This is a genomic window from Dactylosporangium fulvum, assembly GCF_025137375.1.
In the GTDB taxonomy this organism is placed as follows: Bacteria; Actinomycetota; Actinomycetes; order Mycobacteriales; family Micromonosporaceae; genus Dactylosporangium; species Dactylosporangium fulvum.
Genome location: NZ_CP073720.1, coordinates 7,779,966 through 7,803,734, shown reverse-complemented (window position 1 = coordinate 7,803,734; position 23,769 = coordinate 7,779,966). Strand labels below are relative to the sequence as shown.

Sequence of the window (23,769 nt, the reverse complement as noted above, 5' to 3'; positions counted from 1 at the left end):
GTGGACGTGGACGGAGATGGGCGGGGCATGACGGTCGAGCGGGCGTTCGAGGCGGTCACGGCGGTGGCGGGCCGGCAGGGCGGGCTGGTGACGGCCGCGCAGCTGGAACGTGCCGGCGTCGACCCCGCCATGCGCGCCGAGCTGCATCGCCGGGTGCTGCTGACCAGGGTCGACTGGGACGTGTTCGAGGTCCGCGGCAGCCCGACCCCGCCGATCGACGCGCATCCCTACGCGGCCTGGCTGGCGCTGCGCCCGGCCGTCTTCGCCTGGGAGCGCCCCGGCGCCGGCGGCGATGTGACCGCCGACGCGGTGCTGTCGCACGAGGCCGCGGCCCGGGCGTGGCGGCTCGGTGCGCCGAGCCTCGGCCGGCTCAGCTTCATCGCACCGGAGCCGCTGCCCGCGCCGCGCGCGACCCGGGTGCTGGTCGAGACGCTGCGCCCGGACGAGGTGACCGTCCGCGGCAGGCTCCCGGTCACCGTCGCGCACCGCACGGTCCTGGACCTCGTCCGCGGTCACATGGACCACCTGGAGCTGCGCCGGGTCATCACCGACGCGGTCCGGCTCGACCTGGTCGACCTCGCCGAGCTGCACCGGGACATCGTGCCGCTCGCCGCCGCGCAGTTCTTCTTCCCCACCGACGGCCCGGAGTTCGCCCGATGGTTCCTGCCCGAGCTCGACGGCGCCGCCCTGTCGCCGCGCAACGCCCGCGCACTCGCGGCGCTGCTGCGGCCCGGCGGCCCGGCAGGGTGATCTGACGTGCAGGAGCGCTACGAACGGGTGTACTCCGCAGCGGCGCGGATGCTGAGCGAGCACTCCCCGGCAGCCGCCCGTGCGCACTGGCCGCAGGAGCGCCGTGGGCGCTGGTCGGAGCTGGAGATGCTGCTGACCGCGCTGCCCCGCACGACGCTGCCGGGCACCGCCGACCCGGCATGGCAGCTGGCGTCCGCAGTGGACGAGGACGGCCGCCCGGTGGGGGTCGCGGACGCGGTCCGGGCGTGGGAGCAGCGGATCACCGCGGCGCCGCCGCCAGCCCCGGGCACGGTCGTGGCGATGCCGGGGCTGTGGCACACGCTCGCCGGGGGGCTGCTGCGGGAGCTCACCGGCCGCCTCGCCCCGGGCCGGCCGGCCGTGACGGTCGGTGCTGCCGGAGGTGAGCTGAGCGCGGTCGCGGCACAGTTCGCCGCCGCGTTGCGCACCGCGGTCACCGGCGCCCCGCACCCGCCCCGGCCGCGCCCGTCGCTGCGCGGACCGCAGCCGCTCGCGACCGGCCTGCCGATGCCGGCCGCCGCCGACCGCCTCGAAGCGGCCGCGCGGCTCGCCGCGGCGGCCACACCGAGCCCGCGGGAGCTGGCCGGCGGCACCGACTTCAGCGTCCGGTTCGACGCGGCGGACGCGGCCGCGCAGCTGCTCGGCGGCCTCTACCGCAGCGCCGGCCCGGACTGGCGGGAGCGCGCCGAAGGGCTGCGCCCGGCCGAGCACCTGGTGTCGTTCATCCGCTTCGACGGTGACGTCCCGCGCCCCGTCGGCCTCGCCGAGCACGCCGCCGGCGTCCGGGACCACCTGCGGGACCTGCGCGGGCCGTGGCGGCCGGGCCCGGACGACCCGGTGCCGCGGTGGTCGCCGCAGCGGGCCTGGGTGGTGCTGCCGGACGTGGTGGCGACCGTCACCGCGGACCTGCTCGACGAGCTGGCGGTGCGGCTGCGGCCGGGCCGGCAGGTCGGCACCGTGCGGTTCGACACCGAACCGCTGGGGCAGTTCGTGCAGCGGCGCCTGCTGGACGCCGCGATCCGTGACTGGATGGAGGACGACTGGTGACGATCGGTGCTGACCGGCTCGTCGAGTTCGCCAGGCGGTACGTGCTGAGCGACGACGAGACGATCGAGTGGATGAAGGCCGTCGGCGACGGCACCGACACGCCGGTCGTGGCCCTGTCGACGGCGGAGCGCGGGCTTTCGGTGGCGGTCGTGCGCGGGCTGCTGCAGGCCGAGCGGGCGTCCTTCGTCGCGGCGGTCGTCGCCGTCACCCTCGAGGACGAGGACTTCGACGGCCCGGCGCCGCGGGAGTTCCTGCTCATGCTGCACGACGGCTCCGCGGTCCACCTCGCCGACGCCGGTGCGGTCGCCGCGCTGGGGGAGCGGGTGCTCTCCGGTGACCTGCCGCCGGCGGCGTATGCGGAGCTGCTCGTGCACGGGCAGTGGCCGGGCAGCTGGCCGAAGGAGGTCGTCGGCGACCCGGTCGCATGGCGCCACAGGTATCCGGCCGGTGCGCCGCTGCCGGACGTCGAACCGCTGTCGGTGCGGCTGGCCGGCGGCACGATGACGCTGACGTTCGCCGCGACCCGGCGGATGGCGGACCTGTCGGGCCAGTTCACACTGGACGTGTCGGTGTGGTCGGTGTCGATACCGCCCGGCGCCCCGGCCACCTGGCAGGCGCGGACCGTCGCCGAGTCCGTGCCGGTCTAGAGGCCGGTGCAGAGGGAGGTTGCGTTGCTGGTCGCGCGGTCGGTGACCGAGTGCCATCTGTACATGGCCCTGCACCCGTGTGCGGGGTGCGGCGAGTGGGACTTCCCGTGGTCGCGGCACGACCGCGGGCCGGGTCCGCGGTCGGTCTACGAAGGGCCCTGCCCGTCGTGCGGCGCGTCCCGCCGGTTCGAGTTCGTGATCGCGCCGGATGCGGTGCCGCCGCCGGCCTACGGGGGACCGGAACCGTCCCGGATCATCGACCCGGGCGAGTTCCTTGCGATGAGCGAACGGGCGGCCCGGCACGCGGCCGTCCCTGCGGACGCGTCCGGGCCCCGCCGCGACGACGCGCGCACTGCCGCCTCCGACGCGCTCGCCGCCGTGGAGGAGGTGCTGAAGTTCGTACCGCCGGACGCGTCCGCGGTGCCGGCTTCGGCGTTCACGTCGGAGACGGGACTGGCCAGGTACGCCGCGGATCCGGCCGCCTTCACCCGCGAACGCCTGCAGGAGCGCATCGAGGCGTGCCAGCAGGCGCTGCTGGCCCTGACGGCCTGACAGCCCGATTGCGCGGTCAGCGGGTGGCGAAGCCGTCGGAGAGCTCCCGGTATGTCCGCTGGACCGCTTCGAGCCGGATCTTGCGGAACCTGCCCGGCTCGGCGTCGTACACCGACCGCCCGCGCTCGGTCCACAGCGCGTGGACGGGGACGGCGTCGGCGCCCGGCGGGACGAACTTGATCACCTCGCCGACGGCGGCGGCCGCGATCCGCAGGTCGATCAACGCCTGCCGGCGCTGCTCGGCGGTCATCCCCTCGTTCGGCTCGGCGGGCGTGTTGCGGATGATGAGGTCGGCCACCCACAGCCACTCACCCGCGTCGATGATCTCCGACGCACCGCCGTCGACGCCGAAGGCCGGCTCCTCCTCGTCGGGGAGCGTCACCTTCTCCGGCAGGCGGAACGTGAACTCCCGCTCGGTGCCGCAGCGCGGGCACGGCCCCGCATATCGGCTGGCGAGGTCGTCACCGACGACCACGACGGAGCTCGGCGGGGTGAAGCGGGTCTCGCCGCACGTCTCACACGGGTGCAATTCGATGAACAGGTGCGCCTCGACGTTCGTGCGTGCCAGTCGCAGGACCATGCCGACGACCTTACTCACGCTACGCTTGCCCAGGCAGTCGGCGGGCGGACGCGAGGCAAACAATGGTCAGTGGTGCGGTGTTGCTGGATCTCCTGCGACGGTTCGTGTTCTTCGACGACGAGACCGTCGTGTGGAGCAAGTACTACGCGCCGCATCCCGCACTCGCCGTCGAGACCAGCGACCGGCTGTTCAACGTCCGGGTCGTGCCCGATCTGCTGCGCGTCGGTGCGGCACCGTGGGTCGAAGCGCTCGTCGTGGCGATCCGCGAGGACCAGGAGGTCGAGGGCCCGGCGCCGCAGGACGTCTTCCTGCTGCGCACCGACGGCGAGGCCCTGCACCTGCGTGACCCGGGCACCGTCGCGGCGCTCGGTGCGCTCGTCGTCACCGGCGACCTCGACCCGGTGGCGTATGCGGAGGTGCTCGCCTCGTGCCAGTGGCCGGGCGGCTGGTTCAAACAGGTCGTGACCGATCCGGCTGCGTGGCGCGGCGAGTATCCGCCGGAGGCGGACCTACCGCAGGTGGAGGCGCCGCAGGTACGGGACACGGATGACGCGACGCAGCTGACGTTCTTCGCGTCCCGGCAGACCACCGAGGTCGTCGGCGGCAGGCCGGTGCTCGACGTGAGCCGGTGGACCGTCCGGATCCCGAAGGCTCCCCACGGCGCGCCCGCGGCGTGGGACTGTGCGGCGGTGGCCGACGCCGTGCCGCTGGCGCCGCCGTGGTGACGAACGGAGACGCCGTGGGGGAGTTCGTCCTCGCCGGGGAGGTCGGCGGTGAGCGCCTGGACAATCCGGGCCGCCGCCAGCGGTATCTGCGGTATCTGCGCGCCGGTGCGCCCGTCGGCGGCGGCTACCGCACCGACGGCCATTGGATCTGGGCACCGGCCCTGGCCGAGCGGCTGGAGCGCGAGCACCTGCTGCCCGAGCCGCCGTTCGCCGGGCACATCCTGCGCTACGGGTTCATGTGCCCGCCGGTCACCACGGCGACGGCCGATCAGGCCAGGGCCGCCCTGGCGCAGCTGCTGCGAGGCTGACGGGTCAGCGGGATGCTGACGGCGCGGGCGAGCCGGGCTTCGGTGTCGTAACGGTGCCGGTGAGCTTCGCCTCGCACCGCGGGCTCAGCGAGTGCTGCTGGGCGACGATAGAGCCGTCGACCCACAAGATGCACTGCAGCTGCGGGATCTGCGCGCCGATCACGGTGTCGCCGTCCGGGGCTGCGTTGCCGCCGAGGACCACGGTCGTGACGTCCGGATACACCACGTCGACCTGCTTCGTCCAGGTCGACTGCGGGGTGTCGAACGACACCGACGCGCCCCGCTCGTCGGTGTAGGCGCCGACGATCTTCAATCCGGGACCGCCGGAGTGGAACAGCTCGTAGGTCACCGTGTGGGTCACCTTCGCCGCCGGCGGCGGGCTCTCCGCCGGTGTGTTGCAGCCGCTCAGTGCACCCGCCGCCACCAGCAGTGCGGCGACCGGCGGTGCGACCCGTAGCATGCGTGAACTCCCCGTGGTGGCCGATGACCGACGGCGGTAGCTTAGCCTCGATGCCTCCTGACGGGGAAGGAGCGGTCGATGATCGCCGGTGGCCGGCATGCGTTCCAGGTGCTGCACCCGGGCTCACCCATGCTGCGGGTGCGCTACCGGGCGGGGATCGTCGTGGACGCGCACGGATTTCCCGACTGGGTGCCGTATGCGCGGGCCGTCGTGCAGCTGCCACCGGTCCGTGACGACCTCGGCGCCCATGCCAACCGTGTCGTGGACGTGCTCGCCGCCAACCGCGTGATCGCCGGCGCCGACCCGCTCTATGAGGACGCCCCGGCAGGCGGCGGACCGGCCGGCTGGACGTGGGCGCACCTGCCGGTCGTCACACCCGGCGCGCCACGGCGGGCCGCGCTGGTGCCGATCGAGTTGCACGGCGCGCACCGGCACCTCGGCGGCGTGAGCACCGCCCGCACCGACCGGACCCGCCGCTATCTCGGCGAGCCGGGCCGGTGGCCGGTGCCGAGCCGGGTCGAGGCCACCGTCGCCGACGACGCGCTCACGAAGGTGGAGGAGCACCTCGGCCGTGCGTTGCCGCCGGACTACCGTCAGTATCTGCGCGACAGCAACGGCGGCGGCCCGCACGTCGCGGTCGTGCACGTCGGTCTCGGGTTCGTCGCCGACCAGCCGATGTTCGGCGTGGCCCGGCCTGACGCGCTGCAGGACCTGCTCTACGCCAACGCCTGGTTCGGTGACCGGTTCACCGCCGACTACGTCGCGGCCGGCTACGTCCAGGGCGGGCTGATCGCGGTGAAGGTGCGTGGCGAGGCGACCGGCTCCGTGTGGTGGTTCGACGACGACGACCCGCGGGCCAAGGACGACGACACCGCCGAAGACGTGTGCGAGCGGCTGCTGCACCACTGCGCCGACGACTTCAAGGTTTTCTGGCAGATGCTGTGCGAGCCGCCGGAGCCGCTGCGGGCGGTGGCCGCGGCTGCCGACGTGACACAGCTGCACCCGGACCGGATGGGCGTGGCGCTGCCGGCCGCGAAACGCCCCACCGGCCCGCAACCGGCGAGCGGAGGAGCGACCCGATGACCGACCCCGCCCTTGACCAGCAGCCTCCGCAGTGGGAGCCGGCGAACGAGACCGAGCGCGCCCTCGCCAAGGCCCTCGCCGACGGTGACCAGCAGGCGTTCTTCGGCATCATCGCCTCCGCCGAGCTCTACCTGCCGCAGGTCGGCCAGGAGGAGACCGAGGAGCAAACGTTCATCACCGCGGAGCTGTTCGGTCAGACCGTCCTGGTGGTGTACACGTCGCTGGAAGGACTGACGGCCTCGGTCGCCGGGGTCGCCGACGCCTACACGGTCACCACCTACCAGGAGCTGCTCGAGCGGTGGCCGCAGCCGGAGTGGCGGCTGGCGGTCAACCCGGGCTATCCGATCGACGCGTATCTGCCCGTGGAGGCGGTCGGGGCGGCGGCGGAGGGCGACGTCAAGCTGCCGACCGCCGCCCAGGTCATCGTCGCCGGGTTCGCCGAGGACGAGCGGGCCACGCAGGTCTTCGACACCGACACGGTCCTGCGTGACGCCGCCGAGCGCAACGATCCCGGCACGTACATCGACACCCTGCTCGACTCGACCGTCGTCGTGCCGACCGCGCACGCCGTCGAGGACGCCGAGCAGCTGCTCGACCAGCAGGACTGGTGGCGGCCCGCCGGGACAGAGCAGGAGCCGGTCCTGGAGGTCTTCACGTCGGAGGAGGCGTTCTTCGCGGCGTTCCCGATGGCCCGCACCGATCCCGCGACCGGCCGGGTGCACAGCGTGACGATGCCGTTCGTGCTGCTGCTCGGCGTGTGGCCGGAGGACACCGCCCTCGCCGTCAACCCGCGCACCGACTTCGGGATCGAGCTGCCGGCGCAGGACGTGCAGGCACTGCTGCTGTGGGAGCCTGAGGACCCCGCCGCGGGCACCACCACCACGCACGAGAGCGATGAGGTGTGGGTGCACGGTGGTCTATAGGATTGGTCGCGCTGGTCAGACTGGGGAGGCAGGCACGTGACGTCCGTCATCATCAAGCGTCCGCCGCGGCGTGCCGCGCCGCCGCTGCCGACCGGGGACGTGCTGCTCGACCCGCCGCCGGAGGTGCCGAACGCGGCCGGCAAGACGTGGACCCGGATGCTGATGATCCTGCCGATGGCGGCCGGCGCCGTGGCGATGGGTCTCATGATGGGCGCCAGCGGCCGCTCGGGCCCGCTCGTCTACGTCGCCGGCGGTATGTACGGCGTCTCGATCCTCGGCATGATCGCCATGATGGCCACGCAGACCAACGGGCCGGGCAAGAAGGAGATGATCGAGGCCCGCCGGCAGTACATGCGGCGCCTCAGCCAGCTGCGCGCCCAGCTGCGCGACACGATCAAGAAGCAGCGCGAGGCCATCTACTATCGCCACCCCGACCCGTCGGTGCTGTGGTCGCTGGTCACCGGCGCCCGGCTGTGGGAACGCCGCCGCGGCGACGTCGACTTCAGCGTCGCCCGGATCGGCCTCGGCGCGCAGGAGGTCGCCACCCCGCTCATCCCGCCGCAGACCCGCCCCGTCGACGAGCTCGAGCCGCTGTGCGCGATGGCGCTGCGCAAGTTCGTCGCGACCTACACCGTCGTGCCCGACCTGCCGGTCGCGATCGCGCTGCGGGACTTCTCCCACGTCTACATCCGCGGCACCGACGAGCAGACCGTCCGTGACCTCGTCCGCGCGCTGCTGGCACAGATGGTGACGTTCCACTCGCCCGACGACCTGCTGATCGGTGTCGCCGTCGCCGACGCGCAGGCACCGCAGTGGTCGTGGGTGAAGTGGCTGCCGCACGCCGCCCACCCCACCAAGGTCGACGCGGTCGGTGCGGTGCGGCTCTTCACGCCCGGCGTCACCGGCCTGGAGGCCATGCTCGACGACGTCCTGGCCAACCGGCCCCGCTTCGACCCCGCCGTCGCGCAGAACTTCGCCGGCCCGCACACCGTCGTCGTCATCGACGGCGGCTCCACCGCCGGGTCCGACCACCTCATGACCGAGGGCGGTGTCGCCGGCGTCACCATCATCGACCTGTCCAACCCGCCGCCGCGGCTACTCGACGACACGACCGTCGTGCTGGACGTCGAGGCGGACGGCGCCGTTTCCGGCACCACCATGGACGGCACCATCCAGATCGGCAAGGCCGACCGGCTGCACCCCGCGGAGGCCGAGGTGCTCGCGCGGGAGCTCACACCGCTGCGGCTGTCGGCGGCCTCCTTCGCCGAGTCGACCTCCGTCACCGTCGACCTCGGCCTCGCCGAGCTGCTCGAGCTCGGCGACCCGGCCGAGTTCGACCTCGCACAGGCGTGGGCCAGCCGGCCCAACCGCGACCGGCTGCGCGTGCCGATCGGCATGGGCGCCGACAACCGCCCGATCGAGCTGGACATCAAGGAGTCCGCGCAGGACGGCATGGGCCCGCACGGCCTGCTCGTCGGCGCCACCGGCTCCGGCAAGAGCGAGCTGCTGCGCACCCTCGTGCTCGCCCTGGCCGTCAAGCACAACCCGGAGATCCTCAACTTCGTCCTCGTCGACTTCAAGGGCGGCGCGACGTTCACCGCGCTGGACCGCCTGCCGCACACCAGCGCCGTCATCACCAACCTCGCCGACGAGCTGTCACTCGTCGACCGCATGCTCGGCGCGATCCAGGGCGAGCTCGTACGCCGCCAGGAGCTGCTGCGCAAGGCCGGCAACTACGCGTCGCAGCGCGACTACGAGCGGGCACGTGCCGCAGGGGTCCCGCTCGGGCCGCTGCCGAGCCTGCTCATCATCGTCGACGAGTTCAGCGAGCTGCTGACCGCCAGGCCCGACTTCATCGACATGTTCGTGCAGATCGGGCGGGTCGGCCGGTCCCTCGGCGTGCACCTGCTCCTCGCCTCGCAGCGCCTCGAGGAGGGCCGCCTGCGCGGCCTGGAGACGCACCTGTCCTACCGGCTCGGCCTGCGGACGTTCTCCTCGATGGAGAGCCGCACCGTCCTCGGTGTCCCCGACGCCTACGAGCTGCCGCGCTCACCCGGCCACGGCTACCTGAAGGCCGGCACGGAGGGGCTGATCCGGTTCAAGGCGGCGTACGTGTCGGGGGCCTACCGGCGCGACGGAGCCCTGCCGACGGTCGGCGGGAAGGCCGTCGACGCCGTCCGCGACTTCACCACCGCCTACGTCACGCCGCCGCGTGAGACCGAGCAGGCCGATGAGGCACCAGAGCCGGAGGAGACCTACGTCGGGGAGACCCTGCTCGACGTCCTCGTGCGGCGGATGGAGGGCCAGGGCACGGCCGCGCACCAGGTGTGGCTGCCGCCGCTGGACGAGCCGCCGACCCTCGGCCAGCTGCTGCCGCAGATCGTCCAGTCGCCCGAGCGCGGCCTGACCGTCGCCGACGCGTCGCTGCACGGCCGCCTGCACGGCGTCGTCGGCATCATCGACAAGCCCTACGAGCAGCTGCGCGACCCGATGTGGCTCGACCTGTCCGGTGCCGGCGGCAACGTCATGGTCGTCGGCGCCCCGGTCACCGGCAAGACCACGTTCCTGCGGACCCTCGTGAGCAGCCTCGCCCTGCTGCACACCCCGCGCGAGGTCCAGTTCTACGGCCTCGACTTCGGCGGCGGCGGCCTCAGCGCCCTCGCCGGCCTGCCGCACGTCGGCGGGATCGCCAACCGGCGCGACGTCAACACCGTGCGCCGGACCGTCGCGGAGGTCTACGGGCTGCTGCAGGCCCGCGACGGGCTGTTCGCCAAGCTCGGCATGGACGGCATCGCCGCCTACCGCCGCAGCCAGCGCACCGGCGGCCCCGCGGCGGAGGACCCGTTCGGCGACGTGTTCCTCGTCGTCGACGGCTGGGCGACCCTCCGCGGCGAGTTCGAGGACCTCGAGCCGATGGTGTCGGAGATCGCCAACCGCGGCCTCGGCTACGGCATCCACATCCTCGCCTCGACCAACCGCTGGATGGACATCCGCACCGCGACCCGCGACATGTTCACCACGAAGGTCGAGCTGCGCCTCGGCGACCCCAGCGACTCGGCGATCAACCGCCGCGCCGCCGTCAACGTCCCCGAGCAGGCACCCGGCCACGGCCTCACCGCCGACGGCTTCCACTTCCTCACCGGCCTGCCCCGTATCGACGGCCAGCAGCAGGTCGACGACCTGTCCGACGCGGTCACCGAGTTCGTCAAGCACATGCAGGCCTACTGGACCGCGGCACCTGCCCCGAAGGTGCGGCTGCTGCCCGACCAGCTGCCGTTCGAGTCGCTGCCGGAACCGGTGCGCGGCCGCATCCCGATCGGCATCGCGGAGAACGACCTGCTGCCCGTCTCCCTCGACTTCGACGCCGACCCGCACCTGCTGCTCTTCGGCGACCTCGAGTGCGGCAAGAGCGCCTTCCTGCGCGGCCTCGCCCGCAGCATCACCCAGGCATACCAGCCGTCCGAGGCGCGCATCATGCTCGTCGACCTGCGCCGAAGCCTCCTCGGTGCGGTCAGCCCCGCGCACCTCCTCGGCTACGGCACCTCCCAGCAGGTCACCCTCGACCTCGTCAAGCAGGTCGTCACCGTCATGCGCGAACGGCTCCCCGGGCCGGAGGTCACCCCCGACCAGCTCCGCAACCGCAGCTGGTGGAAGGGGCCCGAGCTGTACATGCTGGTCGACGACTACGACCTCGTCGCCGGCGCCGCGGCCAACCCCCTGGCGCCGCTGCTCGAGTTCCTGCCCCAGGCCCGTGACATCGGCTTGCACCTCATCCTGACCCGCCGGATCGGTGGCGCCGGGCGGGCGATGTTCGACCCGATCATCACCCGCATCCGCGAGCTTGCCTCACCGGGCATCATGATGTCCGGCTCCCGGGAGGAGGGTCCGCTCTTCGGCAACATGCGGCCGCAGTTCCTGCCGCCCGGGCGGGGCTATCTGTTCACGCGGCGCGAGAGCGGCCGGCTCATCCAGATGCCGTGGACACCGCCCCCGCAATGACAACGATGTGGAGCGCATCCCTCATGTGGCTGCACCGGATCCTCGCCGTTGCACTGGTCGGCGTTGTGGCGGTGGTCGTACCGTTCGCGGCCCCCGCGGCGGCGGCCGAGTGCACCGATCCCGGGCAGGACATCACCACCGTGCCGTGGGCGCAGCAGAACCTCGGCGCGAGCGGTGTCTGGGCCCTCACCCGCGGCGGCGGCGTCACCGTCGCTGTCCTCGAATCCGGGGTCGACGCCGCCCACCCGCAGCTCAGCGGCCGGGTCGACGCGGGGGTCGACGCGGTGGCCGGCACCGGACCCGCCAACACCGACTGCGTCGGCACCGGCACACAGGTCGCCGGGGTCATCGTCGGCAAGGTGACCAACGGCATCGGCTTCACCGGTGTCGCCCCGCTCGCCCGCATCCTGCCGGTCCGCGTCGTCGCCGACCGGCAGACCGGCGGCGCCCAGGCGGCCCAGCTCGCCAAAGGCATCAACGCGGCCGTCGACGCCGGTGCCGACGTCATCGACGTGGCCGTGCCCACCTACACCGACGACCCGGCCGTCCGCGCCGCCGTGCAGAAGGCCCTCGACAAGCAGATCGTGGTCGTCGCGGCCGTCGGTGACCTCGGCGGCGCCAACCAGCAGAACCCGACCCCCTACCCGGCCGCCTACGACGGTGTCATCGGCGTCGGCGCCGTCGACGAGCGCGGCATCCGGATGGACAGCTCGCAGTTCGGCGCGTATGTCGACCTCGTCGCACCCGGCGGCAACATCCTCACGCTGCAGCGGGCCTCCGGTCTCACGGTCGTCAACGGTACGGGCGTGGCATCGGGATTCGTCAGCGCCGTCGTCGCTCTCGTACGCGCCTTCATCCCGCGGGCGACCGTCGCGGAGGTGACCCGCAGGCTCACCGGCACCGCCGTCCCCGCCGCAGGTGGCCCCGGCAGCCAGTTCTACGGCCACGGGATCGTCAATCCGGCAGGTGCCCTCACCGACCAGGTCGTCGAGCAGCCGCCGGCGGTCATCGGCCCGGTCGACGGCCCGGCACCTGCCCGCGCCTCCATCTGGGCCGGGAGTCGCCGCTGGGCCCTGATCGGCACGGCCGGCGCGCTCGGGCTCGCGGTCGTGATCGCCGCCCTTGCCGTCGCGTTGCCGCAGGGCCGCCGCCGGCGCTGGCGGGCGGAGCATCCGGCTCCGGCCCGGGTCCGCGACGAGCCGGAGGAGCCCGGGCCGCCGGCGATGCTCTTCGACTGACGGTCTCCTGACTGATGACCGGGCGCGTCGACCTGGTCATTGCCGGTGGCACTGTCGTCCAGCGCCCACCCGCCTCTCGGGACGTTGATCAAGCGGCGAACGAGCAGGGGTCAGCTGGCGGAGGGCTTCGGGGATGGGGAGCCGGACGGGGACGTGGACGGGGCCGGTGAGGACTGTGCGGCCGGAGCGCCGGCCACCTGCGGCTGGAACACTGCCGCCGGGTCGAGGACCGGACCGGCCGGAATGCGGGTCACCAGCGAGCTCGGCACGTCGGTCGCCTTGTCCGGCGAGTAGCCGAGCATCCGCAGGACCTCCGCCGACGGCACGGAGAAGCGGACGCCCATGTCGGTGATGATCGCGTAGGCACCCGAGGTGGCAGTCGCGGAAGGCAGGACGCGGACGATGGCGACCCGCCCCGCCGGGACGGAGACGCGGTCGGCGAGGGCGGTGCCGGCGGTCGAGCGGCCGATCGTGGGGACCCCGGCGTCGATGGAGGGGATGGTGCCGCCGACGGTGATCTGCGGGGCGTTGCGCGGGTCGGTCGTGGTGGCGCAGACGAGGTCGCCGGGGGAGCCGGGCTGCAGGTCCAGCTTCGGCGGCTCGGACGGGGCCGCGGCGTCGTTGCCCTCGGGGGTGGTCAGGCGGGAGCTGCTCTTGGTCTTGTTGATGTCGCCGACGGAGACCTGTACCGGGTCTTTGCCGGGGAACTGGGCGTCGAAGATGTTCTTCTGCAGTTGGGTGATCGGGGCGATGCCGTCGTCGAAGACGAGGTAGTGCTGCGGGCCGGAGCCCGTCTGCACGACCAGCAGGTCGCCGATCTTGCGGCCGGTGACGCTCTTGCTGTCGGTGCCGCGGTTGTTGATGGTGATGGGGCTGATCGGCACACCCGCGGGAAGGGCGTTGATCCAGGCGGTGCCGACCGGGGCCGGGGTGACGACGGCACCGAACAGGGCCGGGATGACCGTCCGCGACTCCCACAGCTGGTGCCGGTGACCGTTGACGACGAGGTAGGTCAGGCCGGTCGTGACGTCCTTGATGAGCACGCCCTGGCCGTTTCCGCTGACACGTGCACCGGCCGTCGCCTCACCCGCCATGAGGCTGACCGTTGCCGTCTGCCCGCCGGAGCTCGACGTGCCCGCCGTGGAGCAGACGGTCCACGGCAGCCCGACGGCCTTGCCGGCCGGGGGGAGCGAGTCGGGTGCGCCGGTGATGCCGATGGTGATGCCGCGCGGCACGGATCCCAGGGACTTCTGCGACACGCGGAACAGCTGCGATGCGCCCCGCCCGGAGGCCAGCAGTGCGGAGGTGAAGTTGAGCGTCGGGTGGAGCCGGCCGTCCATGAAGACGAATGTCGCGCCGGTCTCGCGCTCGACGACGATCGATCCGTCGGCCTTCCAGGCGGTGCCGCCGACCTTCGTGAGGATGCCGTAGACGCCGAAGCCGGCACCGACGAGGACGGCGACCATGATGCCGGCGAAGACGGCGCCGATGCCGCGCCGCAGCGGCGACTGGGCCGGGTCGGTCTCGCGCATGACGAACGCGGACAGGACCCGCTGGGTCATGAACTGGTAGGACTGCAGCTGGTCCCGGCGGGTCGCCATGTCAGCTGCCGAACGAGGCGAACAGCGCCTGGATCGAGCCGTAGATGCCGATCACGCCGCAGGCGAGGGGGATCAGCGCGATGATCGCGACGACGTCGGTGATGTCGGCGATGCGGCCGATGTACGGCGTCGGTGTCCGTCTGCTGTAGATCAGCCCGGCGGCGACGATCGCACCCCCGACGAGCAGCAGCGCCGGGAGGACCACCAGGCGCCCGCCACCGGGGTCGGTGCGCAGGACGAGGCCGAGCAGCAGCACCGCGACGCCGAACGCACCGCCGGCGAGCAGCGGGACCCGCTGCCGGGCGGCCGGGAAGAGCCTGGCCCGCAGTAGCAGTGCCGCGGACGCGCTGGCGGCGAGCAGGATGCTCGTGGTGCGGCCGTCGACGCCGAGCATGACGATGGTCACGGCACCGACGACGGCGGCGGCCAGCAGCATGCCGGTGAGCAGCTCGGTGGCGCGGGCGACAGCGGCGAACACCCCGGCCCGCTTCGGCACCGGCTGGTCGACGAGGATGTCCTCCGGCTTGTCCGGCAGGGTCGGCACGGGCAGCTTGCCGAGCCAGCTCGCGATCAGCGGATAGCCGGGCAGCAGGCCGATGACGAGGGTCAGGGCGAACGCGGCGGACCCGGCCGCCGACATCCCGGCAAGCACGAGCAGCCCCGTGATGATCCCGGCGATGCCGACCTCGAGCCCGGCCATGAACAGCCACCGCACGGCGGCCGTGCCGACGTACCCGAGGACGCTGACTGCCAGCAGCGCCGCCGACCCGAGCAGCACGCTGGTCGCGCCGAGCCCGGTGACGCCGATGCGGTCGGGCACGACGGCGAGGGCGCCGGCGGCGAACGCGTAGGGCAGGGCGGCTCCGGCGACGGCACCACCGGCGGGCGCGTCGCCGAGGGCGCGGGCGACGACAAGCCCGGCGAGGGCCAGCACGAGTGCGATCCCGCCGGCGACGGCCGCCGGGATCGTCCACGGCGGGCCGGACAGGGCGATCGCGAGGACGCCGAGTGTGAACGTGACGACACCGAACGTGATCCCGCCGCGGCGGGTGGCGGGGCCGCTCCACGACCTGCCGGTGCGCCGCGCGCCGTTGGCGATGACCTCGACGACGTCGTCGTAGGCGAGCTCCGGCCAGTCGGTGCGCCCCGGCACGAGGTGCAGGATCTCGCCGTCGCGGACCCCCTGGACGGTCAGGTTGCGGGCCGGCTCGACGAGCGCGCCGGTGGCCCGGCGCAGCACCCAGCCGGAGTTGTGGTCGGTGTCGCCCATGTCCTCACCCGCGTGGCGCAGCAGGTGCGGCAGGAGCTCCGCGACGATGGCGTTGTCGGGCAGTGCGACGTCGATGCGCCGTTTCGGGGTGGCGACGGTCACTCGGGCCAGCCCGATGCCGATCCGGGGCGTCACGGCGATCTCCTTACTGCGTCATGGCTGCGCAGACGGCTACGACGGCAAACAACGTAACAGAACGCCCGGAAGCGCAACGTCCTCATCGCCGTGCGTTGCCCATGGTCTGACGCTCCGCCGACGTGGGGTGCAGCCACAGGTACCGGTTGGCGCCGCCGCCGATGAGCGCGAGCATCTCGTTCTCCAGCATCTGCAGCCGCTGCACGCTCTGCGGGTCCAACTGCAACGCCGTCCGGGCGACCGCGGCCTCGGTGGTGTGCAACCGTTGCAGGACCACGAGATCACACGACCGCACCGCGGGCTCGCCGGGCTCCTCGAGGCGCCGCAGGACGGTCAGCTGCGTCTGCCACGGCCCGGCCGCCGGTGGGCTCGACGGGCCGGTGGTGCCGAGGTCGTGCACGACGAGGACGGGCCGGTGGGCGGTCGCGGTGATGGTGGCCGGCTGCTCACCGTGCAGGACCGCGACCCGGTCGGCGCGGCCGACGGCCCGATCGCCGAAGCCGTGCCACGCGGCCGGGTCGACCGTCATCACGACGATCTGCGAGCCGAGCGCCAGGGCCCGGAACGCGAGCATCTGCGCCGCCCACACCCCGCCGACGAGCGTGACGCGGGTGGGTTCGGGCCGGAACAGCCGGATCGGGACCGGCTGCTGGTTGTAGTCTGCGCCGAGGACGAGCCCGGTGCCGGCCGACCTGACGCCCATCGGGTTGAGCGCGGTCAGCGACGCGGTGTGCCAGCCGATGCGCAGCCCCGGCTGCCTGCCGCCGGGAGCGGCGTCGCGTTCGTCGTCACGGTTGCCGTAGACGGTGCCGCCGGGCGGGCCGGACGGTGGCATTGGGGCGGCGGCGACGAGCCCGGCGACCCGCAGGGTCTGCGCCGACGCCTCGGCCTCCGTCACGGCGGCTGCATGGGCCTCGGTGGCGCGCCCGGTGTCGGGCTGGGCCTGTGTGCCGGGTGCCGTCTGCGGCCCGGCGACCCGCACGTGGGGCGCCTGCCCGCCCGCCTGTCCTGCCGGCTGCCCCTGGGCAGGTCCGGGCGCCGGTGCGGGCGCGCCGAGGACACCGCGCTGCTGAACCGGTTCGATGGGGCGGGTCATCGGGGCCCTCCGCCCGTCGGTGCGGTCGCATATGTGGCAGGACCCTGCTCGCCGTCGAGCGGGAGAAGGTGCGCGCCGTGGGTGCCGCCTTCGAGGACCCGGCAGACGGCGGCGATCGTCTCGGCGGGTGCCGCGACACGTACCAGACACCTGACGTCGACCTGGGCGTCGGTGGCGGCACCGGGGACGATGACGAACGCCACGCTGGTGAACGAGCCGGGCACGGCGGCAAGCCGGTCACCGAGGGCGCCGACGGCCCCGTCCTGGTTGATCGAGGGCCAGTCCTGCACCCAGTAGGACCGGTGGGCAAGGCCCGCGGAGTGCCACGCGTCCCACGTCTCCCGCGGCTGGGGCGGCGGCGCCGTGACGTCGGTGCGCTGCAGGTCGCAGGAGCGCTCCAGGGCCGTCAGGACCCCGCCACGGTCGAGGATCCGCACGTTGACCCCGGCCCCGCGCAGGGTCCGCGCGACCTTGCGGAGCATCGCCGCGACGACGTCGACGGCGTTCTCGGCGCTCTCCGCGCCGGCTTCGGCGAGGGCCCGCGCGTCGAGGCGGACGGCGACCCAGGTGACCCGGTCGGCCGGGATCGGGGCGGCACCGAAGCGCTGGACCAGCTCCCGGTAGGAGTACGCGGCCGGCAGCGCCTGCTGCAGGTCGTGGCTGGGGGAGCCGAGGGTGTGCGTGACCACCTGCAGGGCGGAGCCGGGCTGGCCGGTGTCGGTGAGCGTGGTGACGAGCGACTCCAGCGGCAGGTGCCCGGACGGCCCGTCGGCCATCGCGGCCGTCGGGGTGACCTCCGCCACCGCGAACCAGCCGGCGTCGTCGCGGGCCACCCCGATCACGGAGTCGTCGGACACCGGCACGTCCTGGACGGTCAGCCGCGGCGCGAGCGTGCGCAGCGGGGCGAGCCGCGGGTCGGTGACCGGCCCGGCGGGGTGCCGCTTCACGCGGCGGTTGAAGTGCCACGCGAGGACCCGGCGCTCCAGCCACCAGCGGCTCTTCTGCCGGCCGAGGGCGACGACGGCGATGAGCAGCCCGGCGAGCGCGACCGGCACGATGACCAGGACACCCTGGTCGAGCACGGCGAGCAGGCCGAGTATCGCCACCTCGACGGCGACGACCTGCAGCACGTGGACCGGCCCGAGGTGGCTGGGGCGCCGCCGCGGGGCAAGGGTCGCCGGGGACGGGTCGGATGCGGGTCCGACACCGACACGGGCCGAAGCCCGGACCGGCCCTTGGGAGTCGGTCGTCACCTGCCGCTACCTCCTGCCGCTGTCAACCGCTGCGCCGCCGCGGGAACTCCGGTCGATCCAATCATATGGACGTCACCCTCGCGGTCCGGTGCTCGCCAGACTGGCGCCGCCCCGGCCCGGCGGACGGTGGCGCACCCACGGGGAAGGAAACCGATCGTGCTCACTCGGCGTCAGCTGCTGCTCACCGGTCTTGCCGCGGGCGTCGTCTCGGTGGCGGGCTGTTCGTCGGAGGACGCGAAGGCGGGCAACGGGCGCCCGCCGCGGGAGTTCGGCGTCGCATCCGATTGCCTGGCCCAGGTCATGGCTGACCTTCGACTGGTCGGCAGTGCCGGCACGGAGGACATTGGATACCACCATCCGCGCCGGCATCGGTGCTTCCGTCAGCTGTCGGCTTTGATCACCTCGTAGAGCGCCGTCCAGTTCTTGGTTGAATAGCCAGCGGCGATCGCCCGGTCGTAGTGCGACTTGACCGCCTTCGGCAATGCAACGTCGACGCCGAAGGTCTCGCTGGTCCGGACGATGTGGTCGGCTGTAGCGCCCATCATCAGGGCTGTACTGAGGTCGCCGGGATACTCGCCAACCTCCAGTTGTTGAGCCAGCTGCGCGCCATCGCCGATCATCGCCGGAATGCCCGTGAGGGTGGTCAGCACGCCGGGCAGGAAGTCCGCCGCCGGGACGCCCGCGGCGGTGACAAGAGCCGTGGCGTGCAGGAGGCTCGACAAGGCGGTTAGGAACACGTCGAGGTGGGCCTGGTAGAACAACTGGGCCAGGCCGGGATCGCCGCCGAGGTACTTCGGCTCGCCGATCACCCTCAGTACCGGTTCGTGCATGTCGAAGACGTCCTCTGGCCCGCTGTAGAACACGTACGCGCCGCGGCTCCCAATCGCGGGAGCAGGCACCATGACTCCGCCGGTGATGAAACTCCCACCGTGTTCTGCCGCCCATGCCGCAGCCCGCCGCGACGCATCCGGCGTGTCGGAGCTGAGGTTGACCAAAACCTTGCCTCCCAGTGCGGCAGGCCGCCGCTCGTCATCGACCACCGGGGCGAGGATGTCGTACATCGCCTGATAGTCGGTGAGGCTGATGATGGTCAGGCCGCTGGCGGCGATGGCGTCGGCGGGTGTGGGTGCCAGTGCGGCCCCGGCGGAGATAAGGTCGTCGGCACGGCCGGGCGTACGGTTCCACACGGTGACCGGATGCCCGGCCTGAATCAGAGTGGTGCCCATCGCGCGGCCCATTGGGCCGAGGCCGATCACAGTGACCGGGGCGGGTGTGCCGGTGCGGCTCATCACGCGCCCTTCAGTTCCTCGAAGATGCGGGCGGTGCCGTGGTCGCCAAATCCGGCGGTGATCTGACGTTGCACGATGTCGTGCACCGGCTGAAGTACCTCGACGGCGACGCCCTGCTCGGCGGTGGCCCGCAGTAGCGCGGCCAGAGCCGTTTCGGTGAACTGCAGGCTCTGCTGGCCCTCCCCGGCGTAGTCCTTGGCGTCGACCGTCGCGGCGAAGCCAGCCAGCTGGCCGGTCATAGCGGCAAGGAAAGGCACCTGCAACTCGGCGAACTCGGTCGCCGCCACGCCCGCGGCGCCAACCATCGCCGCACCGTGCAGAAAGCCGGCAAACATCGCATACATGCCAGTCAACATCGCCATGTCGTAAAGCGAGGCCATACCCGCGTCCGGCCCGAAGAAGCTGCTGACACCCCACCGGTCCAGCAGCGGCCGATGCTGCTCGAAGGCGGTGACCGAGCCGCTGTACAGGATCGCCGAACCCGGACCGCCGATCATCTGCGGGACCGCCATGATCGCACCATCGAGGTAGACGATGCCGCGCTTGGCGGCCCATGCGGCGAGCTCGCGCGACTCGTTCGGCGTCGTGGTGGTCAGATTGATCACCGTACGCCCGGACAGGCCGGCGGCGACCGGATCGAGCACGCTATGCACGGACTGGTGGTCGAACAGGCAGACGACAATCACTCCGTCGCCAGCCACCGCCTCCTCCACGTTGCCGGCAACGACGGCGCCACGCCCGCCAAGGGCCTGCGCCCGATGTGGGCTGCGGTTCCACACGACCGTGGGTCGGCCGGCGTCGAGGGCCGCTCGGGCGAGGGCACTGCCCATCGCCCCCAATCCCAGGACCGTGGTGCTGGTGGTCATCAGACGTTCCTTCGTTCTGCTCGGTGACATGACGGGCGCGCCGATCACCATCGTCCGCGGGTACCTTCGTAATGGCTAGTACCCACTATTTTGTTCAATACTTACCTGATGGTAAGTATCCAGGACCGGGAGAACCCGATGGGATCGAGCGCCAGGCGCGGCCCCTACATCTGCGGCATCGACGCCGCGATGGACGTGGTGTCGGGGAAGTGGAAGTCGCTGATCCTGTGGGAGCTGAACAACTACGGCACCCGCCGCTTCGGCGAACTCAGACGCGGCCTCACCGGTGTCAGCGAGAAGATGCTCATCCAGCACCTGCGCGAGATGGAGGAGGACGGGCTGATCCACCGCGAGGTCTACCGCGAAGTCCCGCCCAGAGTGGAGTACTCCCTCACCGAACATGGCATCTCGCTCAACGAAGCCCTCCGCCCGCTGGGCGCGTGGGGCACCCAACGATGCGAGCGCCTCGCCGCTGAACGCGACCTCATCTGCGAGCGACCCTGACACATCGGTAGCTGCCGACCAATGCCGCGCCGGCCGGCACCAGCACGGTTCTCGAGGTACCGGATGGCGTGCCGGCAAAGACAAATTCGTCCTGCCCGAATTCGTCAACTCCACCAGGAGACGTGGTTCGATGCCAGATGCCGGGAGTACCTCTACGCCGCCGGCATCTGCGCGGGCTGGGCGATCCGCGCCAGGATCGGCTCGGGACGGACTGCGCGATTCCGCTGGCGTTGGACTGGGCCGAGCGCCTGTTCAGCAGCGACAGTGATGCGCACCTCCGAGTGCGTGACCCTGCGCCGGCGCACCACGCCGTTCGGTGAGATCCGCGGCGCCGTCCCGGTGGCCTGGCCGAGCCAGCGCGGGTTCCTCAACGCCACCCACGACGACACCGGGATGGTCCACCTCGGTGCCCGCGAGTGCGACGCCGCCATCGGCCGGTTCGTGTCCGGCGATCCCATCGTCGACCTCACCGATCCGCAGCAGATGAACGGGTACGACTACGCCAACAACAACCCGCTGGCGTTCAGCGACCCGAGCGGCACCCGGCACGAGGACGTCGGGGACCGCAGGGGCGGGGACAACTCCCCGCTGCACAGCTTCGTCCTGGCGATCATGTCGTACTTCCTCTTCCTGTCCGCAATGGGTTTCGGGTTCAAGGGTGAGGTGACCACCGACCTCGGCGACGGCGGTAAGAAACGCACACCATCCCGCGGGCACACAAGAAAGACCACGACAAGCCGCAGGGTGAGCGGCGTGACGGCGTCGCCAGCATCATCTACTGGGGCGCCGAGGGCGAGAACGTCGCCTACATCTGGGAGGTCAAGCCCGGCACCGCGGCCGGCAAGGCCGAAGGCGATGCGCAGCTAGAGCACTACATCAAAGAGCTGCAGGCCGAGCTGATCGCCGCCGGCGACACCCGCAAGGTGTTGCCCGGTCCGGCGCTCCCGAGTCGACACCTACGCCCAGGTCGTCCGCGAGCTGCACACCGAACTGGACATCCTGCGCACGCAGACGGTGTTACCCGACAACGTTCGACTCCTGCACAGCCGGACGGACACCCCGCCCACATAGTCGCACCGCTTTCGCGCCAGTTCTCTCGACATACTTGTATCGAGAGAATACTCTCGATGGCGTGCCTGATGACTCCGTGTCGCCTACCCAACGCACCCTGTCTGATGCGCGCACCCTGCGCGCACTCAGCCATCCGGTCCGCCTGGCGCTGCTGGAAGCCCTCCTCAGCGGACCACTCACCGCCACACAGGCCGGCGAGTTGATCGGCGAGTCTCCGACGACCTGCTCGTTCCATCTGCGTCAGTTGGCCCGCTACAACTTCGTCGAAGAGACCGGCGGCGGGCGAGGCAGGTCCCGACCCTGGCGGCTGACCCACACGGGTTGGAACGCGCCTGCTCAACCGGACAACCCGGAGTTCACCCGCGCCGCACAAGCGCTCGACCAGGTGCTCCTCGACCGGCACGTGGCCCGGATACGCCGCTTCGTCGACGCCGCGCCCACCTACCCCGCCGAGTGGCAGGCCGCCGCCACCGGTCACACCTCGATCCTGCATCTGACCGCGGCGGAGGCAGCCGAAGTGGCCGGCGCCTACCGCAAAATCGCCGACCAGTTCCGGAAACGCTGGGCAGCCCGTAACGACAACCCCGAGCAGCGACCGGACGGCACGCTGCCCGTCGAGGTGCTTATCGGCGTCTATCCAGTCGACGCCCCACCCGGACACCCGCGATGAGCGCCCGAAGGCTCTGGACACACCCGCAGGCCCGCCGCTACCTGACCGGACAGACCCTGTCCCTGTTCGGCGACAGCGCTCTCTGGCTCGCCTGCGGGATCTGGGTCAGAACATTGACCGGCAGCGACACCGCCGCCGCGCTGACCTTCGTGTTCTTCACCGCACCGGCGCTGCTGGCGCCACTGGCCGGCTTGCTCGTCGACCGAGTGCGCCGCCGCCCACTCCTGATCGCCGCGAATCTGTCAGGTGCCGCCATCCTCACCCCCTTGCTGCTGGTGCACCACCGCCGCGACGTGTGGCTCATCTACACCGTGATGCTGCTCTACGGCCTCCTCAACGTCCTCATCGCACCCGCCCAGTCCGCCCTGCTCACCTCGCTGCTACCCCTGAACCTGCTCGCCGACGCCAACGCCACACTGCGCACCGTTCAGGAGGGACTGCGTGCGCTCGCCCCGCTCGCCGGTGCCGGCCTGTTCGCGTTTCTAGGCGGACACGCCGTCGCCGCGCTGGACATGGCCAGCTTCCTCGCCGCAGCCGCCCTCACCGCGAGAATCCGGATCACCGAAACACACACGCTCGACGCGCCTACCCGGCACGAGCGACCAACACATCCACTGCGCCGCGCCGCAGGCCAGATCGGTGCCGGCTTCAAGTTCCTCGCCAGCATTCCGGCGCTGCGCCGCGTAACCTGCGCCAGCGCCATCGCCGCCTTCGCCGTCGGTGCCACCGACGCGACCACCTACGCCATCATCAGCCAGGGTCTGCACCGTGCCCCACAGTTCATCGGCGTCACCCAGGTAGCCCACGGCATCGGAGCCATCGCCGGCGGCCTGTCCGCAGCTACGGCGATCCGGCGTCTGGGCGAAACCCGTACTGTCGTCGCCGGCCTGGTGCTGCTCGCCGCCGCCCCTCTGTGCCTGGCCACCCAGTGGCTGCCCGTGGTCCTTGCCGGCAAGCTCAGCGTCGGCGCCGCCCTGCCGTGGATCGTCATCGCCATCATCACACTCCTGCAGCGGCTCGCAGCGGCACACCTCCAAGGTCGCGTCTACGCAGCGTTCGAAGTCTGCGCCACCGGACCACAGACCGCCGGCCTCGCCCTCGGTGCCGTCCTCATCGCCGTCCTTGACTACCGCTTCGTCCTCATCAGCGGAACCCTCGGCCTCCTGATCGCCGCCGCAGTTCTGGTCCGCACACACATCCCAACAGAACTACCCGAGACGGCGTTGACCGCGTCCGCGGCGACCAGCACCTTGCAAGAACCACCAACCAGATGGGCTTCGGACACACAGACGAAGTGACGCTACATGGCGTCTCGGCCGAGCGGGCCAAAGGCCGCTGCGCGACCACACTCGTCTTCGGCTCCCTGATGTGACGTGTCGGCCAACGTGGGCGAACCAAGATCGGACTCCGATCCACCAGGAGGCACCCAAGGCGGCTTGGACGGCGATGGTGGCACCAGCAGCCTCCACGGCCAAATCCGAACCCGGCCACGCGAGCCAGCCGCGGTCGAGGACACCGAAGCATGGCACGCCGGCCAGGGCGGCGATCGGAGCGGCTGGCCCGGCGACGACTGCGCCGACGGGAGCCGCGGACTGCGGCCATGAGCGGACGTCAGTTCTCTGCTGTTCCACAGGTTGGGTCCGCTGCGAGAGTTTGGCAATGCGCTGGTGGACTGCCACGATCA

At 72.0% G+C, this 23,769-nt stretch carries 21 protein-coding genes and 1 pseudogene; 14 read left to right on the top strand and 8 right to left on the bottom strand.

Annotation, left to right across the window (positions count from 1 at the left end):
- The first annotated feature begins 27 nt into the window (after window positions 1-27).
- Genes Dfulv_RS35660 through Dfulv_RS35645 form a run of 4 tightly spaced genes read left to right on the top strand, consistent with a single transcriptional unit; the run spans window position 28 to window position 3,014 of the window.
- Window positions 28-750 carry a type IV toxin-antitoxin system AbiEi family antitoxin domain-containing protein gene (locus tag Dfulv_RS35660; RefSeq protein ID WP_259858229.1) on the top strand — a complete coding sequence of 241 codons (723 nt, stop codon included), beginning with the start codon at window positions 28-30 and terminating at the stop codon, window positions 748-750.
- Window positions 751-756: 6 nt separating this feature from the next.
- Complete coding sequence (locus Dfulv_RS35655; RefSeq protein ID WP_259858228.1) at window positions 757-1,815, top strand: hypothetical protein; 1,059 nt, start codon at window positions 757-759, stop codon at window positions 1,813-1,815.
- Window positions 1,812-2,462: a hypothetical protein gene (locus Dfulv_RS35650; RefSeq protein ID WP_259858227.1), complete on the top strand. Its 651-nt coding sequence runs from the start codon at window positions 1,812-1,814 to the stop codon at window positions 2,460-2,462. Before Dfulv_RS35655 ends, Dfulv_RS35650 begins: the two co-directional genes overlap by 4 nt.
- 24 nt (window positions 2,463-2,486) lie before the next feature.
- Window positions 2,487-3,014, top strand: coding sequence for a hypothetical protein (locus Dfulv_RS35645; RefSeq protein WP_259858226.1), 528 nt, complete (start codon window positions 2,487-2,489; stop codon window positions 3,012-3,014).
- 16 nt (window positions 3,015-3,030) lie between these two features.
- Here the strand turns inward: Dfulv_RS35645 and Dfulv_RS35640 are convergent, their stop codons facing one another.
- The gene (locus tag Dfulv_RS35640) at window positions 3,031-3,594 is read right to left on the bottom strand and encodes a hypothetical protein (RefSeq protein ID WP_259858225.1); all 564 of its coding nucleotides are present in this window, start codon (window positions 3,592-3,594) and stop codon (window positions 3,031-3,033) included.
- A gap of 77 nt (window positions 3,595-3,671) precedes the next feature.
- On the opposite strand from Dfulv_RS35640, the gene Dfulv_RS35635 reads away from it, so the two are divergent.
- Both Dfulv_RS35635 and Dfulv_RS35630 read left to right on the top strand, forming a co-directional pair.
- Window positions 3,672-4,319 carry a hypothetical protein gene (locus Dfulv_RS35635; protein ID WP_259858224.1) on the top strand — a complete coding sequence of 216 codons (648 nt, stop codon included), beginning with the start codon at window positions 3,672-3,674 and terminating at the stop codon, window positions 4,317-4,319.
- Window positions 4,320-4,333: 14 nt separating this feature from the next.
- Complete coding sequence (locus Dfulv_RS35630; protein ID WP_259858223.1) at window positions 4,334-4,627, top strand: hypothetical protein; 294 nt, start codon at window positions 4,334-4,336, stop codon at window positions 4,625-4,627.
- A 4-nt stretch (window positions 4,628-4,631) separates the two neighbouring features.
- Here Dfulv_RS35630 and Dfulv_RS35625 read toward each other — a convergent pair whose 3' ends face one another.
- On the bottom strand, window positions 4,632-5,087 hold the full coding sequence (locus Dfulv_RS35625) for a hypothetical protein (RefSeq protein WP_259858222.1): 456 nt from the start codon (window positions 5,085-5,087) through the stop codon (window positions 4,632-4,634).
- Between the two features lie 78 nt (window positions 5,088-5,165).
- Here Dfulv_RS35625 and Dfulv_RS35620 point away from each other — a divergent pair, with 78 nt between their 5' ends.
- The 4 genes from Dfulv_RS35620 to Dfulv_RS35605 are packed head-to-tail and all read left to right on the top strand — an operon-like array spanning window position 5,166 to window position 12,330.
- A complete protein-coding gene (locus Dfulv_RS35620) occupies window positions 5,166-6,170 on the top strand; it encodes an SMI1/KNR4 family protein (protein ID WP_259858221.1) in 1,005 nt (334 codons plus the stop codon).
- A complete protein-coding gene (locus tag Dfulv_RS35615) occupies window positions 6,167-7,093 on the top strand; it encodes an SseB family protein (protein WP_259858220.1) in 927 nt (308 codons plus the stop codon). Before Dfulv_RS35620 ends, Dfulv_RS35615 begins: the two co-directional genes overlap by 4 nt.
- Window positions 7,094-7,129: 36 nt before the next feature.
- Window positions 7,130-11,092, top strand: coding sequence for a type VII secretion protein EccCa (gene eccCa, locus Dfulv_RS35610; RefSeq protein ID WP_259858219.1), 3,963 nt, complete (start codon window positions 7,130-7,132; stop codon window positions 11,090-11,092).
- A gap of 5 nt (window positions 11,093-11,097) precedes the next feature.
- Window positions 11,098-12,330, top strand: coding sequence for a S8 family serine peptidase (locus tag Dfulv_RS35605; RefSeq protein ID WP_259858218.1), 1,233 nt, complete (start codon window positions 11,098-11,100; stop codon window positions 12,328-12,330).
- Window positions 12,331-12,440: 110 nt separating this feature from the next.
- Here Dfulv_RS35605 and eccB read toward each other — a convergent pair whose 3' ends face one another.
- From eccB to Dfulv_RS35575, 6 genes are all read right to left on the bottom strand, one after another.
- Complete coding sequence (gene eccB / locus Dfulv_RS35600) at window positions 12,441-13,931, bottom strand: type VII secretion protein EccB (protein WP_259858217.1); 1,491 nt, start codon at window positions 13,929-13,931, stop codon at window positions 12,441-12,443.
- A 1-nt stretch (window position 13,932) separates the two neighbouring features.
- On the bottom strand, window positions 13,933-15,336 hold the full coding sequence (gene eccD, locus Dfulv_RS35595; RefSeq protein ID WP_259858216.1) for a type VII secretion integral membrane protein EccD: 1,404 nt from the start codon (window positions 15,334-15,336) through the stop codon (window positions 13,933-13,935).
- A gap of 82 nt (window positions 15,337-15,418) precedes the next feature.
- On the bottom strand, window positions 15,419-16,432 hold the full coding sequence (locus tag Dfulv_RS35590; RefSeq protein WP_259858215.1) for a hypothetical protein: 1,014 nt from the start codon (window positions 16,430-16,432) through the stop codon (window positions 15,419-15,421).
- Window positions 16,429-17,685, bottom strand: a complete 1,257-nt coding sequence (locus tag Dfulv_RS48450; RefSeq protein WP_264675828.1) for a type VII secretion protein EccE — start codon at window positions 17,683-17,685, stop codon at window positions 16,429-16,431. Before Dfulv_RS48450 ends, Dfulv_RS35590 begins: the two co-directional genes overlap by 4 nt.
- Window positions 17,686-18,065: 380 nt before the next feature.
- A complete protein-coding gene (locus Dfulv_RS35580; RefSeq protein ID WP_259858214.1) occupies window positions 18,066-18,974 on the bottom strand; it encodes an NAD(P)-dependent oxidoreductase in 909 nt (302 codons plus the stop codon).
- Entirely contained in the window at window positions 18,974-19,840 is an 867-nt protein-coding gene (locus tag Dfulv_RS35575; protein WP_259858213.1) for an NAD(P)-dependent oxidoreductase, read from the bottom strand. The genes Dfulv_RS35580 and Dfulv_RS35575 overlap by 1 nt, the downstream gene beginning before the upstream one ends.
- A gap of 108 nt (window positions 19,841-19,948) precedes the next feature.
- Between Dfulv_RS35575 and Dfulv_RS35570 the strand changes: the two genes are divergently transcribed.
- The 4 genes and pseudogenes from Dfulv_RS35570 to Dfulv_RS35555 all read left to right on the top strand — a co-directional run bounded on the left by Dfulv_RS35570 (window position 19,949) and on the right by Dfulv_RS35555 (window position 23,383).
- Window positions 19,949-20,344: a winged helix-turn-helix transcriptional regulator gene (locus Dfulv_RS35570; protein WP_259858212.1), complete on the top strand. Its 396-nt coding sequence runs from the start codon at window positions 19,949-19,951 to the stop codon at window positions 20,342-20,344.
- Between the two features lie 297 nt (window positions 20,345-20,641).
- Window positions 20,642-20,884 (top strand): annotated as a pseudogene (locus Dfulv_RS48975) (RHS repeat-associated core domain-containing protein); the annotation flags it as partial.
- Window positions 20,885-21,449: 565 nt separating this feature from the next.
- Window positions 21,450-22,085 carry an ArsR/SmtB family transcription factor gene (locus tag Dfulv_RS35560; protein WP_259858210.1) on the top strand — a complete coding sequence of 212 codons (636 nt, stop codon included), beginning with the start codon at window positions 21,450-21,452 and terminating at the stop codon, window positions 22,083-22,085.
- Window positions 22,082-23,383: an MFS transporter gene (locus tag Dfulv_RS35555; protein WP_259858209.1), complete on the top strand. Its 1,302-nt coding sequence runs from the start codon at window positions 22,082-22,084 to the stop codon at window positions 23,381-23,383. The genes Dfulv_RS35560 and Dfulv_RS35555 overlap by 4 nt, the downstream gene beginning before the upstream one ends.
- Window positions 23,384-23,769 lie beyond the last annotated feature (386 nt).